This window comes from Actinoplanes derwentensis (genome assembly GCF_900104725.1).
Lineage (GTDB): Bacteria > Actinomycetota > Actinomycetes > Mycobacteriales > Micromonosporaceae > Actinoplanes > Actinoplanes derwentensis.
This window is the reverse complement of the sequence record NZ_LT629758.1, coordinates 6388603-6401279: the sequence shown is the minus strand read 5'-3', so window position 1 is coordinate 6401279 and position 12677 is coordinate 6388603. Positions and strand designations below refer to the sequence as shown.

Genomic DNA, 12677 nt, shown 5'->3' with positions numbered 1-12677 from the left:
GTCGACGTCTGCGTAAGGTGAGTCTTATATCTCAGCAAGTGCCGTGAGGTTAGTCACGATCACTCTCTGTGATGCTGGTGATCACAGCCAACCTGCCTTCTTCAGGCGGAGATAGACACCTCCGCCGACCACCGTCATCGCCGCGATCGAGCCGTAGAAGCCGTACGGCGAATCCAGGCCGGGCAGGTGCTCGAAGTTCATCCCGAAGATCCCGGCGACCACCGTCGGCACTGCGGCGATCGCGGCCCACGAGGCGATCTTGCGCATGTCGTGGTTCTGATCCACCGAGATCTGGGCGAGCCGGGCCTGCAGGATCGAGTTCAGCAGGTCGTCGAAGCTCGCCACCCGGTCGACCGCGCGGGCCAGCCGGCCCCGCACGTCCAGCAGATAGGGCCGCAGCCCGGCCGGCAGGGCACTGGACTCCAGCAGCCGGGTCAGCGGGTCGGCCAGCGGCATGACCGCCCGCTTGAACTCCACCATCTCCCGTTTGAGCTGGTAGATGTGCGCGAACTCGGAGGTCCGCTCCTCGGCGAACGTCTCCTCCTCGATCCGTTCCAGGTCACGTTCGACCTGCTCGGCCACATCCAGATAGCTGTCCACCATTCGGCTGCCGACCGCGTACGCCACCGACCACGGCCCCTGCCGCAGCACCTCCGGGCGGCTCTGCAGTTCGTTACGGACCGCCCACAGCGGGCCCACCGGCCCGTGCCGCACCGTGATCGCGAACCACGGGCCGATCAGCACCGTGATGTCGCCCGTCTCCACCACCTCGGAGGTGGCGGTCAGCCGATCGTGCTCCACGTACCGCGCGGTCCGCAGCACCAGCCGGGTCACCTCGCCCAGGGTCTCGGCGCCCGGCCGGTGACCACCCGACACTGCCTGCTCCACCAGTAGATCGTGCAGACCGAACACCTCGGCCACCGGCCGCATGGTGGCCAGATCGGGATCGTGCAGACCCAGCCAGACGAACGCCCCCCGGCGGCGCCGGGCCAGCCGGGCCGCCTCCGCGAACGGCAGCTGCGCGGCCCCGCCGTGGCGTGTCCCACTGGCGTAGACGGCACAGTCGACGATCGCGTCCGGATTGCCGGCCCGTCGAACCGGCACCTCCGCGACCGGCCGCACCAGATTGCCGACCAGCTGTTTGAGTGCCCCGGGAAGCCGGGTTCTCCGCCCCGCTGCAAAGCCACTCATGTGCCTGCCACCTTCCACCAGAGCCGTTGGCTGCGATGAAGAAAATAGCGGGACCTCAGTCGGAGCGCCGCATCGCCCGGACCCCGACGAACAGGCCCAGGGCGCACACCAGCACGGCGGCGGCCAGGCCCTCCAGAGCAGTCCGAGCAGCGCGCCGCCGAGGTGCGGTTCGAAACCGAACGGAACGCACACCGCCACGATCAGGGCGGCCTGCGCGAACATCGGCACGATCTCCTTGAGCGCCCGCCCGATCAACAGGGCCGGCCGTCGCAGCGGGGTGACCAGCATCCGTTCGTGCGAGCCGGTCTGGATCTCGAAGAGCAGGTTGGATCCCGTCATCGGCGAGCCGAAGAGACAGGACATCACGATGATTCCCGGTACGAACCACTGCGGCGAGCCGTCACCGGGCAGCAACGGTGCGAAGAGCCCGAGAAGGAACAGCGGCTGAACCATCGAGAAGATCACCGAGAACGGGTCGCGGAGGACCGGCCGCAGTTCCCGGCTGAAGACGACGACGGTGTCGGCGACGAGTGACGTCATGATCGGACCTCCGCGAGCTCGGCCGCGCCACCTTCACGCAGGCTGGTTCCGGTCAAAGTGAGGAAGACGTCGTCCAGGGTCGGCCGGACGACCTCGATCGAGACCGGCCCGAGCACGGCCGATCGGGCAGCGAGCCGGGGACCGTCCGCGGTGGTGACCCGCACCTCGGCGCCGTCGCGGGTGCCGCCGGTGTCCCGGGCGGCCTCGATCGCCGCGGACTCCGAGTCGAACCCGAGGCTCACCCGGTCCCCGACGTGCTCGGACTTGAGCCGCAGCGGGGTGTCGTCGGCGATGATCCGGCCGCGATCGATCACCACCACCCGCTCGGCCATCGAATCGGTCTCGTCCAGGTAGTGGGTGGTCAGCACGATGGCCGCGGGCCACCGTGAGATCTATGCCGTCGACCGCGCGCACGTCCTTGACCCGCTTGGTCAGCTCTCGCGTCTAGATCATGTCTCGACGTTAGGGACCTCGCCTCGATGGAGACCCGCGGTCTCAGCCGGGCCATGAACCGCAGACTCGGCGCTCACGTGCGCGGCGTGATCGTCGACGCGCTGCGCCACCTCGCCGCGAAAGCCGGAATCGCCGTCGTCGACGTTCCCGCCCGCGGTACGTCATCAGGTTGTCCGGGCTGCGGCCGGACACTCAAACACGTCAAGAGCCCCGACCGGCTCACCGACCGGGGCCACAAATGGTCCCACTGCCCGCCGTGCGGATTGACCGCCGACCGTGATCGCGCCGCCGCGCAGCGTATCGTCGGTCGCGGACTTCTCGGTCAGGCCCACGTGAAGAAGACCCGCGCCGGCACGTACCGCACGGTCACGACAGTCGACGGGCCCGTCCGGGTCGTGCGCGACAAGACCACCACCACACCACGAAGGCGGCCACGATCTTCCAGCCCGACGCCCTCGCGACGCCGGGTTCCCGCCCCGACCAAGGTCGGCCAGCGTCCGGCGGGACGGCCACCCCAGACCCACAGCACCATCGTGGGTCAGGTACCGACAACGAAACCCACATCACGCCACCGCCCCCAAGGCTGGCGTACAGGCCGAGGATTCCATCGACACGTGACCTCGTCACCATGCCGATCAGTGCCCCGGCCAGGCCTCTCGTAGGGTTTAGAGACGCTTGATTGCGGTCACTTCCTGGCCGGTATCGGAGGGAGCCTGGCTTCATGGCGAACACGAGCGCACGGATGCTGCGGCTGCTCTCCCTGTTGCAGACGCACCGTTACTGGCCGGGCACCGAGTTGGCCGGCCGGCTCGAGGTCAGCCCGCGGACCCTGCGCCGGGACGTCGACCGGCTGCGGGAGCTGGGCTATCCGGTGGACGCCGCCCGAGGGGTGGCCGGCGGTTACCAGCTGCAGGCCGGCGCGGCGGTGCCGCCGCTGCTGCTGGACGACGAGGAGGCCGTGGCGATCGCGGTCGGTCTGCGCACCGCGGCGGCGGGCGCGGTCGCCGGGTTCGAGGAGACCTCGGTGCGGGCCCTCGCCAAGGTGATCCAGTTGCTGCCGCCCCGGCTGCGCCGCCGCATCGACGCGCTGCAGGCGGTCACCGCCCCGGGTGTCTTCGGCGGCGGCCCGGTCCTCGACGCGCTGACCCTCACCAACCTGGCCATGGCCTGCCGGGCCGAGGAGCGGCTGCGGTTCGACTACGCACCGCGGGAGGGCGGGGCGGCCCGCCGGCATGTGGAGCCGCACCGGCTCGTCTCGCTGGGCCGCCGGTGGTATCTGGTGGCCTGGGATCTGGAGCGCGGGGACTGGCGGAGTTTCCGGGTCGACCGGCTGACCGGGCCGGAGCCGACCGGGGCTCGTTTCCGCCCTCGGGAGCTGCCCGGTGGTGATCCGGTGGAGTGGCTGCGGTCCCGGATCCGGACCATCGCGCAGCGCCACGACGTGTCGGTGGTGATCAGGGCCGATGTGGACAGCGTGCGCGCGATGGCCGGGCACTGGGGCACGGTGGAAGCCTTGCCGGAGGGCTGCCGGCTGCGGATGAACGTCGACGACCTGGGCTGGCCGGTGATGGTGCTCGGGTTGCTCGACGCGCCCTTCACTGTGGAGGCGCCCGATGAGCTGCGGGAACGGGTGCGCCGGACCGGGGAGTCCCTGGTGCGCAACGCACGGTGAAGTCTGGACGGACCGGCGCCCCCGTGGCGCCGGTCCGCAAGGAAGAACCTATCGACGAGGTACGACAAGTTTCCGTCACTGTTAAGTGACGCCTTATATAAATCTCAGATCAGCCGGGAGAAGCGCCACGACCAGGCGTCGTCGGCCTCGGTCGAGCCGTGAGTGCGCCGCCGCTCCACCTTGCGGAAACCGCGCGCCTCGTAGAACGGGATGCCCAGCTCGTTGCCGTCGAGCACGGCCACCCACATCTCACCGGCGCCGAACTCCCGCAGCTGCCCGGCGATCCGGTCGAGCAGCAGCGTACCGAGGCCGCGCCCGCGCTCGTCGGGATCGAGATAGAGGACGAACAACTCGCCCGCGCCCGGTGCGGTGATGCCGCCCGCGGCCGCGCCGACGATCCGCCCGTCCTCCTCGGCCACCTGGTAACCGAGCCAGCCCGGCGGGGCCGCGGCCACCTCCTTGGCGACGCGTTCGGCGGTGTAGGACTCGTCCAGCATCCGCTCGATGAACTCACTGCTCAGCAGGGTCGGATAGGTCCGCCGATAGCCCCGCACGAAGATGTCGCGGATCGCCGTCGCGTCGTCGTCACGAGCCGCTCTCACCAGCACCATGCGGGGAGGATAGGTCGCGCTGCCGGATGTGGTCGTCGTGCCACTCGGAGCCGACCAGGAACCGCTTCACCCCGACGATCGCGAACCCGTGCCGGCCGTAGAACCGGGCGGCCCGGGTGTTCTGCTGGTTGACGCCGAGCCAGCAGGTCCGGGCGCCGGTGCCGGTGGCGGCGGTCAGCGTGGCGGCCATCAGCTCACCGGCGGCGCCGCTGCCGTGCCGCTCGGCGGTCAGATAGAACTTGCTGAGTTCGATGCTGGTGGTGGCGTCGACCACGGCGGCCACATCGGGGTCGGCGATCGGGCCGCGGACCAGCATCGCGTAACCGGTGGGCTGCTCGTCGCCGGACACGATGACCAGGATGCGGGCCGGGTCCGCCAGATAACCGGCGAAGCGCTCCACCGACAGGTGGGTGTCGATGAACGTGTCGATGTCGGCCTGGGCGGTGCCGGGTGGGCAGGCCAGTCCGAAGGTCCGGGCGGCGAGGTCGTGCAGGATCCGCTCGTCACCGGTGGTGGCCGTTCGTGTGGTGATCGTCATGGCGAAACTGTTTAGACTCTTCAGAGTGAGTGATCGGATGAGACGACTCGGCGATGTTATCCCGCTCCCGGCTTCGGTGCGGCCGGTCACGGACGCGACGTTCCGGACCCTTCCCGGTACGACGGTGAGTGCCCCGCCCGGACTGGCGGCCGTCGCCGCGCACCTCGGCCAGCCGCTCGCCGACGACGGGGCGATCCGGCTGGTGCTGGACCCGGCACTGGCGAGCGAGGCGTACCGCCTGGAGATCACCGCTGAGTCGGTGACCCTGACCGGTGGCAGTGCGCAGGGCGTGTACTGGGGTGTGCAGACCCTGCGCCAGCTCGGCCCGGACCTGCCCGCCGGGATCATCGAGGACCAGCCCCGGTACGGCTACCGCAGCGCGATGCTCGACCTGGCCCGGCACTTCTTCACCCCGGCCGAGGTCGAGGCGCACATCGACCTGCTGGCCCAGTTCAAGATCAACCACTTGCATCTGCACCTCACCGACGACCAGGGCTGGCGGCTGGAGATCCCCGGCTGGCCCCGGCTCACCGAGGTCAGCGGCGGCGAGGGCACCGGCTGCGACGGGACCGGGCCCGGCTTCCTGACCCTCACCGAGTACGCGGACCTGGTCGCCTACGCCGCCGCACGGTTCGTCACGATCGTCCCGGAGATCGACATGCCGGGGCACGTGAACGCGGTGCAGGTCGCGTACCCCGAACTCACCGCGGACGGCGAACCGGTCGAGCCGCGCACCGACGCCGAGGTCGGCTACTCCTCGCTGGTCGCGGCCAAGGAGGAGACCTACGCGTTCGTCGAGACCGTCCTGAAGACGGTCGCCGACCTGACTCCGGGCCCCTACCTGCACATCGGCGGCGACGAGTGCCACTCCACACCAGCCGCGGACTACCGGGCCTTCCTCGACCGGGTACTGCCGCTCCCGGGCGCCCTGGGCAAGACCGTGATCGGCTGGCACGAGATCGCCGCGGCCGACCTGCCCACCGGAGCGGTGGTGCAGTACTGGCGGATCGAACCCGTCGACGACGCCGTGGCCCGCGCCGCCGCGGACGGCCACCAGGTGATCGTCTCCCCGGCGGACCGGACCTACCTGGACATGAAGTACGACGCGGACAGCCCGCTCGGGCTCGACTGGGCCGGGCACGTGGACGTGCGGCGCGCCTACGAGTGGGACCCGGCGGAACGGCTGCCCGGCGTCGGTGAGGAGTCGATCCTCGGTGTCGAGGCGCCGCTCTGGTCGGAGACCCTGCGCAGCGTCGCCGACGTGCAGTACCAGACGTTCCCGCGGCTTCCGGCGGTCGCCGAGGTGGGCTGGTCGCCGCGGGACAGCCGGGACTGGGAGTCGTTCCGGGAGCGGCTGGCCGCCTTCGGGCCGGTCTGGACGGCCGCCGGGATCAACTTCCATCGCTCACCGGAGATCGACTGGCACTGAGGTGTGGTGAGTCGGGGTGCGAATCGAACCCCGGCTCACCACGCTGAAAGCTGGACACCGGACGGTGCTCCGGGACGATCAGAGTGATCCGGTCCCGAGGGCGGGCCGGGATCCGGGACAGGTCGATCGCGGTCTCCTGCGGCGGCAGGTAATGGTCCAGTTCGGCCAGCCGCCGGGCCAGCGTGCCGAGCAGCGCGACGGTGACCTGCTCGCCGGGGCAGCGATGGCCGGTCCGGGGGTCGCCGCCACCCTGCGGGATCAGGTCGAACTCACCGGACTCCCGGCCCAGGAAACGTCGCGGGTCGAAGGTGTACGGGTCCGGCCACAACTCCGGATCGTGGTTCTGCCCGTAGACGTCGAGCAGCACCAGCGTGCCCGCCGGGATCGGTTCCCCCTGGAAGAACAGGTCCCGGGTCGCCTGCCCGCCGAGGAACGGGACGAACGGGTAGAAGCGCCGCACCTCGTGCGCGAACGCCTTCGTGTACTCGTCGTCGCCCGCGCGCAACCGGGACTGATGCCGTGGCCACATGTCCATCGCGTGCCCGGCGAACGCCACGAACCAGGCGACCGCGATCGCCGGCCGGACGATGTTGAGCAACTCGACCGCCGCCGTGCGCGGATCCAGCAGCTCACCGTCGTCACGGTGGTGCGCGACGATCGACAGCGGGCTCTTCGTGACCGGCTGGGATCGTACCGAAGCAATGATCTTGGAAAGCCGTCGCTCCTGCGTCTCGCGAGCCAGCAGCGCACGTGCGGTGCGCGGGCCCACCGTCGCGAAGCCGTCGACCATGGCCAGGCAATCCCGGGCAAGAGCGTCGATCTCCCGATCATCTTCCGGTACGCCTACCCAGCGCGCCACCGCGGCGGCGATCATCCGGGCCGACTCGTCCAGCAGGCGCACCGGCGGACCACCCCGCCAGCGGGCGGCCGCCACGTCGAACTCCCGCCCGGCCAGCTCAGCCAGCCGGGCGGCGCCGTCGCCGTCCAGCAGCAGCGCGGTGAAGAGGGTCTTCCGGTGCCGGTGCGCCGACCCGTCCAGGGTGTGCACCGCGCCCCGCCCGAACAGGGTCCGCACCACCAGCCCCGGCAGTGCCGAACTCCGGTCCAGATGGCCCGGGGTGTAGAAGAACCGGGCCGCCTCCGGACCGCAGATCCCCACCGCGGGCCGCCCCAGAACTCGCGTCCGCACTGGGCAGCCACCCGACCGTCGGCGAAGATCCGGCAACCATGCGTAACCCTTGAGAGTGACCGCCAGGGTCTGATCGAGGTCAGCCATATGGCTCGTATAACCCCCTGCACGGGCGCGAAACGGTTACGCACGGTTTTGGCCCTAGTCTGGGTGGTCCGTTCACGGTGGGCGGCCGGTTTCCCGCGTGGTGACGCGAAGTCTCCAGTCACCACGCTGGTAGCGGGTTCGGGAGGAGTGCGGGTTGAGTAAGGGTGCACCGGCTGCGAGACGGTCGGCGGCAGCGCTGACCGGATTCCTGGTCGTCGCGGGACTGCAACTCACCGTGGTCCTGCTTGCGCTCTGGGTGGTGCTCGGGGCGCTTCCCAGTGCGATCGCACTCCGGGTCGGAGTGCCGCTCAGCCTCGCCACGTTCGGTGCGCTCGGTTACGCCACGTGGCGGGCCCTGCACACCCGGCATCGCGTTCCGGCCGGTGTCGCCGTGAGCCGCGACCAGGCCCCGCGACTGTGGGAACTGGTCGACGCCGCGGCCGTCGCGGCCGGAGTGCCGGCGCCCGCCGGAGTCACCGTGGTCGCCGACGCCACCGCCGCCCTCGGCGAACGCACCCGGATGCTCGGATTCATCGGCGGGCGGCGCGACCTCTACCTCGGGCTGCCGCTGCTGCAAGCCCTCGAACCCGGCCGCCTCGCGGCGATCGTCGCGCACGAACTCGGCCACGGATCACCCGCTCTCGGCCGGTGGGCGCCGCTCGCCTACCGCGGCCGGATCGCCGTCGGGCGGATCGTCCCCCGGATCGGGCGGCGGAACCTGGCGGGTGCGGTGCTCCGGGCCTACGCCGGGGTCTACCGGCGGATCGACGCGCCGTTCAGCCGGGAACAGGAGCTCGCCGCCGACCGGATCGCCGCCGGCCACGCCGGAGCCGCCGTCGCCCTCGGTGCGCTGCGGGACCTGCCCGCCCTGGCCGGGATGCAGCGGCTGTTCCACGCGGAGTACGTGGGACCCGGATGGCAGGCCGGATACGTGCCGGACGACGTGTTCGGCGGGCTGCTGCGGGTCCTGGCGGCGCGCACCACCGAGATGACCATGCTGCGGGCCCGGGAGCCGGAGCCGTCCGGGCCGTGGGACACCCACCCGCCGATGGCGGAGCGGATCGCGGCGCTGACCGCTCTCGCCACGCCGTCCGGTCCTGCCGGCCCTCCCTCGCCGGCCGTCCCGGCTTCGTCTTCCTCATCCCCTTCGCCCGCGTCGTCTTCGCCCTCCTCGCTTTCGTCTTCTTCGCCTTCCTCGCCGCCTTCCGGGTCCTCGTCCTCCGGGGGCGGCTCTGAATCTTCCGCCACTCCGGACGACACGGGAGCGTCCTCTGTGGATAAACCTGTGGATGAAGGCGTTGAAGAGCTGGTGCCCGACCTGCCGGGGCTCGGGCGAGCCCTGCAGGACGTCGCCTTCCCGCCACGCGGGCGGACCGTGGTCGGCTGGGACCAATGCCTCAGCGTGGCGCGGACCTCGGAGATGGAACGGGAGGCCGAAGCGGCGCTCGCGGCGATCTCCCGGGCCGTCGGTACCACCGTGCCGGACGCCGGGCACCTGCTCACCCTCGCCGCCGACGGGCGGCTGCGGACGGCCGCCACCACGGTCTTCCCGGACGCGCCGCCGGAGGAGGCCACCTCGAGGATCGTCGAACTGCTGGCACTGATGCTGGCCCTCGCCGCGCTGCGCAGTGGAGTGGCCCGCTGGCGGCACAGCTGGACCGGTGCGGCCGAGGTGGTCGCGGTCGACGGCGGCTATCTGGATCTCGCTGAACTGGCCACCGCGGCCGCTGATCCGGAGACCACCGAGTCGGTCCGGGCCTACCTGACCGAGGCCGGGGTCGATCTGACCGCGGCGGCTGTCGACCCGGGTTCGGCTCGGGCGCAGGTGCTCGGTGGTCTGGTCAACCTGTCCGCGGACGGGGAGCGCACCGACGTACTGATCACCGATCTGGGGTTGTTGCTGGTCCCGGGTCTGCCCCGGAGCCGGGGGCACGAGTCGAAGCGGCGGCTCACCCGGCTCGCGGCCGACGGTGTGCCCGCCGGCGCGGTGCTCCCGGCCGAGCCGGTGGCCGCTTCCACGGGCCGGCACGCGGCCCCGTCTCCGGGCGCTTCACCAACCGCGTCCCCGGCCGCCTCGACACCTGGGTCACCAGCCGCTACGTCCGCTACTTCGCCGGCCACAATGTCCGCTGCTGCCTCAGCCGCGTCGTCCGTCGCCGCGTCGTCGTCCTCCATCGCCTCGTCCTCCATTGCCTCGTCGTCCGCTGGCTCGTCGGGTGCCGCCGTCGGTGTGCCCGCCGTTTCGCCGGGGAGCCCCGCCGAGGCGTCCACTGTGGCTACCAAGGCCGCTCCGGGGGCTTCGGTGGCTCCCGCCGCGGCGAGTGTCCCGTTGCCCGGTGGGGGGCGGTTCGTGCCGTTCGGTGACGTCGCGGGGGTGACCACGCTGCCCGGGATGCGCAAGGGCTGGGTGCTCGGGCTGCGGGGCGGTGGGAACCTGACCCTGCGGCCGGCCCTCGACGCCGACGAGTTGCCCGGTGGGTGGGCCGCCTGGGAGGAAGCGGTCACCTTCCTGGCCGGAACCCGCTGATCCAGGTCACGAAAAGGTTCCGGACGGCTCGATGTGGTGACGGACTGAACCTGTCAAGGGTGCATTCCCGTACCCGAAAGTGACACCAGTCGACTGTCCGACGAATCGGCAACCGTTACGTCACTTTGGGTCACAATAGCCGCAGTGATTGTTCGCTTCATCCACATCCGAATTGGGTAGCAGGGCTCCGGGTGAAGCGCGACGATCGTCTCGGAAGCGGGGGAGGGACCAAAATGGAACGAGGTCCACTGGCACTCTTCGGGGCGATCGTGGCGGTCGGTGTCGGCCCCGCGCTCTGGCTCGGCGCACAACTCGGCGTGGCCGATCTCGGTCCGGGGCAGCGCCCCGCTCCAGTCGACGAACAGTTCCCGGGTGTCGACATGGACTTCGGCGGGGCCGGCGCCGGCGATCTGCCCGACGACGACGAACCGTTCACCACGTACTCGTACACGCCGCTCGCTCCGACGGTCTCGCTCTCCGCCGTGCCGCGGCCGCGGCAGTCCACCTCGGCCACCGCGATTCTCCAGCCGGTGCCGCCGAGCCCGCCGGCGACTTCGCCCTCGCCTTCACTGCCGCTTCCACCGGTGTCGTCGGCCTCGGTCGAACCGTCCGCGAGTGATCCGGTGCCGTCCCCCTCCGAATCCTGCAGTCCCTCCGGCCCGAGCGGTCCCGGCCCGTCGGCGAACACCGATCCCGAGCCGAACGTCCTACCGGAGTTCGCCCCGGCACAGTGAAAGAGGGGAGCCGCGGCTCCCCTCTTTTCCCGTCGTGCGGCGGTTCAGAGACCGAGCAGCCGGTCCAGGATGTCCCGGTAGCTACGGAACTCGACCCGGAGCGCCTCGGTGTCGTCGGTGCCCTTGGCGAACGAGCCACGGTGGTCGCGCAGCGCGGTGGCCAGCTTGTCGACAGCCTCGTCGACCAGGCCGGAGGCCTCGTTGGTCGCGGCCTTCGGGTCGTCGACGAACCGGAGCTGCACGTCACGCCAGCGCTCGCGCAGCGGCTGGGTGTCCGACGAGGGGAAGAACGGGGCCGGGCCGGAGATGGTGGTGGACTCGGCCGCGGGGACCGGCGTCACCAGGGGTTCCGTCACGTCCGCGGTCTTGTCGCTCAGGTCCACGTCCTCGACGTCCTTGTCCTTGTCCTTGTCGAACTCGACCACCTTGTCATCCTTGTCGAAGTCAGCCGCAGCGAAGTCGGACTTGTCGGTGTCGGCTGTGGCGAAGCTGGAGTCAGCCGCGGCGAAGTCGGAATCGGACTTGTCGAAGTCGACCGGATTGTCGGTCTTGTCGAAGTCGTTGACCGGCTTGTCCTCGTCCGTGGTGGAGTCGACGACCGGCTTGTCGTCGGCCGTACCGAAGGTGTCGTTGTCCCGAAGGTCGTTCTTGTCCTTGTCGACGGCGTGGCGCGGCGCGTCCGTCCCGATCCCGATCGGCTGGGTCGAGTGCGGGTCGTCCAGGGTGCCGCGGTTCTCCAGCTCCGGGTCGACCTTGTCGTCGTCGGCCGTGGCGAAGCTGTCCTTGTCGGTACCCGGAACCGGGTTGACCTGCACGGGTTCGGCCCGGTGGGAGCCGTCCTCGAAGGCGACGGTCCGGTCCTGGTCTGGCAGCGCCGTGGTCCGGTCGGGGTCGTCGTCAGTGTCGGCCGGCCGGACCGGCGCGGTCGCGGAATCGTGCTGCCAGGGCGAGCCGGACCGCTGCTGGGGCACCGCGGTTCCGGTGTTCTCCTGCTCGTCGACGTTGTCCTTGGCCTCGTTGGAGAAGAAACGCATCGTGGGGACTCCTCAGCGGCTGGTGGGTTCGGTGGGGGTGGTGTTCACGTGCTCGTCGGCAGCCGAACGCGGTGCCGGGGTGGTGCGGCCGACCGGGTTCTCGCCGAGCAGTTCGGCGAAGAGGGCGCGGTAGTGGACGAGCGCCTGCCGCAGGTCCTCGGTGGCGGCCTCGCCGGCCTGGCTGCGACGGCTGATCTCGTGCGCGTCGCGGTAGTGCTCCAGAGTGGCGGCGTGTTCCACCGACAGGTCCGCGAGCCGCTCGTCGTAGTCGCCGGTCGGGTAGCCCCGTTCGGCGATCAGCCGGGTGACCAGTTCGTCGGCGGTGGCGACGGCCTCGCCGGGGTTGTCGACGAACCGGATCTGCACCTCTTCCCAGGCGGTGGCGTAGCGGGCCCGGGACTCGGAGGAGAGGGGGGTGAGTTCCAGCTGAGCGTGCCGCTTGGTGCGCTCGGTCAGTTCCTTCTCGGCCTCGGAGCGGCTGCCGGTGTCGGCGACCACCCGGTCGTACTCGGGGCCGAAGGTCTGCTGCAGCTTGCGGCGGCGGGCGGCCTGGACACCGAACACGGCCGCGGCCAGAACCAGCAGGACCACGACGATCAGGACGATGGTGACGGTGGTGGACATCAGGTTCCTCCTTCTTCCACTGCCTGTATTCCCAACAGCCACCGTGTG

The 12677-nt window shown here is 70.7% G+C and carries 12 protein-coding genes; 5 read left to right on the top strand and 7 right to left on the bottom strand.

What is annotated here, in order from left to right:
• Positions 1 to 81: 81 nt before the first annotated feature.
• A complete protein-coding gene (locus BLU81_RS28045) occupies positions 82 to 1731 on the bottom strand; it encodes a CorA family divalent cation transporter (protein ID WP_092547669.1) in 1650 nt (549 codons plus the stop codon).
• Complete coding sequence (locus tag BLU81_RS28040; protein WP_092547668.1) at positions 1728 to 2099, bottom strand: ATP-binding cassette domain-containing protein; 372 nt, start codon at positions 2097 to 2099, stop codon at positions 1728 to 1730. Before BLU81_RS28040 ends, BLU81_RS28045 begins: the two co-directional genes overlap by 4 nt.
• A 111-nt stretch (positions 2100 to 2210) precedes the next feature.
• Between BLU81_RS28040 and BLU81_RS52145 the strand changes: the two genes are divergently transcribed.
• Both BLU81_RS52145 and BLU81_RS28030 read left to right on the top strand, forming a co-directional pair.
• Positions 2211 to 2846 (top strand): zinc ribbon domain-containing protein, encoded by a 636-nt coding sequence (locus BLU81_RS52145; RefSeq protein ID WP_092547665.1) that lies wholly within the window; start codon positions 2211 to 2213, stop codon positions 2844 to 2846.
• Positions 2847 to 2905: 59 nt separating this feature from the next.
• The gene (locus BLU81_RS28030) at positions 2906 to 3856 is read left to right on the top strand and encodes a helix-turn-helix transcriptional regulator (protein ID WP_172890635.1); all 951 of its coding nucleotides are present in this window, start codon (positions 2906 to 2908) and stop codon (positions 3854 to 3856) included.
• A gap of 104 nt (positions 3857 to 3960) precedes the next feature.
• Here BLU81_RS28030 and BLU81_RS28025 read toward each other — a convergent pair whose 3' ends face one another.
• Complete coding sequence (locus BLU81_RS28025; protein ID WP_092547663.1) at positions 3961 to 4467, bottom strand: GNAT family N-acetyltransferase; 507 nt, start codon at positions 4465 to 4467, stop codon at positions 3961 to 3963.
• A complete protein-coding gene (locus BLU81_RS28020) occupies positions 4442 to 5005 on the bottom strand; it encodes a GNAT family N-acetyltransferase (RefSeq protein WP_092547662.1) in 564 nt (187 codons plus the stop codon). Before BLU81_RS28020 ends, BLU81_RS28025 begins: the two co-directional genes overlap by 26 nt.
• Here BLU81_RS28020 and BLU81_RS28015 point away from each other — a divergent pair.
• On the top strand, positions 5004 to 6434 hold the full coding sequence (locus tag BLU81_RS28015; protein WP_092547661.1) for a family 20 glycosylhydrolase: 1431 nt from the start codon (positions 5004 to 5006) through the stop codon (positions 6432 to 6434). The two genes, BLU81_RS28020 and BLU81_RS28015, sit on opposite strands and share 2 nt — an antisense overlap.
• Here BLU81_RS28015 and BLU81_RS28010 read toward each other — a convergent pair.
• Positions 6397 to 7623, bottom strand: a complete 1227-nt coding sequence (locus tag BLU81_RS28010; RefSeq protein ID WP_231953550.1) for a cytochrome P450 — start codon at positions 7621 to 7623, stop codon at positions 6397 to 6399. The genes BLU81_RS28015 and BLU81_RS28010 overlap by 38 nt on opposite strands.
• A 241-nt stretch (positions 7624 to 7864) precedes the next feature.
• Here BLU81_RS28010 and BLU81_RS28005 point away from each other — a divergent pair, with 241 nt between their 5' ends.
• Both BLU81_RS28005 and BLU81_RS28000 read left to right on the top strand, forming a co-directional pair.
• Positions 7865 to 10237, top strand: a complete 2373-nt coding sequence (locus BLU81_RS28005; protein WP_231953549.1) for a M48 family metallopeptidase — start codon at positions 7865 to 7867, stop codon at positions 10235 to 10237.
• Between the two features lie 233 nt (positions 10238 to 10470).
• The gene (locus BLU81_RS28000) at positions 10471 to 10971 is read left to right on the top strand and encodes a hypothetical protein (protein ID WP_092547658.1); all 501 of its coding nucleotides are present in this window, start codon (positions 10471 to 10473) and stop codon (positions 10969 to 10971) included.
• Positions 10972 to 11015: 44 nt separating this feature from the next.
• Here the strand turns inward: BLU81_RS28000 and BLU81_RS27995 are convergent, their stop codons facing one another.
• Both BLU81_RS27995 and BLU81_RS27990 read right to left on the bottom strand, forming a co-directional pair.
• On the bottom strand, positions 11016 to 12005 hold the full coding sequence (locus BLU81_RS27995; RefSeq protein WP_092547656.1) for a hypothetical protein: 990 nt from the start codon (positions 12003 to 12005) through the stop codon (positions 11016 to 11018).
• A 12-nt stretch (positions 12006 to 12017) separates the two neighbouring features.
• Complete coding sequence (locus BLU81_RS27990; RefSeq protein ID WP_092547654.1) at positions 12018 to 12629, bottom strand: hypothetical protein; 612 nt, start codon at positions 12627 to 12629, stop codon at positions 12018 to 12020.
• Positions 12630 to 12677: the final 48 nt, after the last annotated feature.

What these genes read in the sequence shown, in the direction of transcription:
- BLU81_RS28045 (WP_092547669.1), bottom strand. Translation starts at nt 1,731, where the DNA reads ATGACGTCACTCGTCGCCGACACCGTCGTCGTCTTCAGCCGGGAACTG.
- BLU81_RS52145 (WP_092547665.1), top strand. Translation starts at nt 2,211, where the DNA reads ATGGAGACCCGCGGTCTCAGCCGGGCCATGAACCGCAGACTCGGCGCT.
- BLU81_RS28030 (WP_172890635.1), top strand. Translation starts at nt 2,906, where the DNA reads ATGGCGAACACGAGCGCACGGATGCTGCGGCTGCTCTCCCTGTTGCAG.
- BLU81_RS28025 (WP_092547663.1), bottom strand. Translation starts at nt 4,467, where the DNA reads ATGGTGCTGGTGAGAGCGGCTCGTGACGACGACGCGACGGCGATCCGC.
- BLU81_RS28015 (WP_092547661.1), top strand. Translation starts at nt 5,004, where the DNA reads ATGGCGAAACTGTTTAGACTCTTCAGAGTGAGTGATCGGATGAGACGA.
- BLU81_RS28020 (WP_092547662.1), bottom strand. Translation starts at nt 5,005, where the DNA reads ATGACGATCACCACACGAACGGCCACCACCGGTGACGAGCGGATCCTG.
- BLU81_RS28000 (WP_092547658.1), top strand. Translation starts at nt 10,471, where the DNA reads ATGGAACGAGGTCCACTGGCACTCTTCGGGGCGATCGTGGCGGTCGGT.
- BLU81_RS27995 (WP_092547656.1), bottom strand. Translation starts at nt 12,005, where the DNA reads ATGCGTTTCTTCTCCAACGAGGCCAAGGACAACGTCGACGAGCAGGAG.
- BLU81_RS27990 (WP_092547654.1), bottom strand. Translation starts at nt 12,629, where the DNA reads ATGTCCACCACCGTCACCATCGTCCTGATCGTCGTGGTCCTGCTGGTT.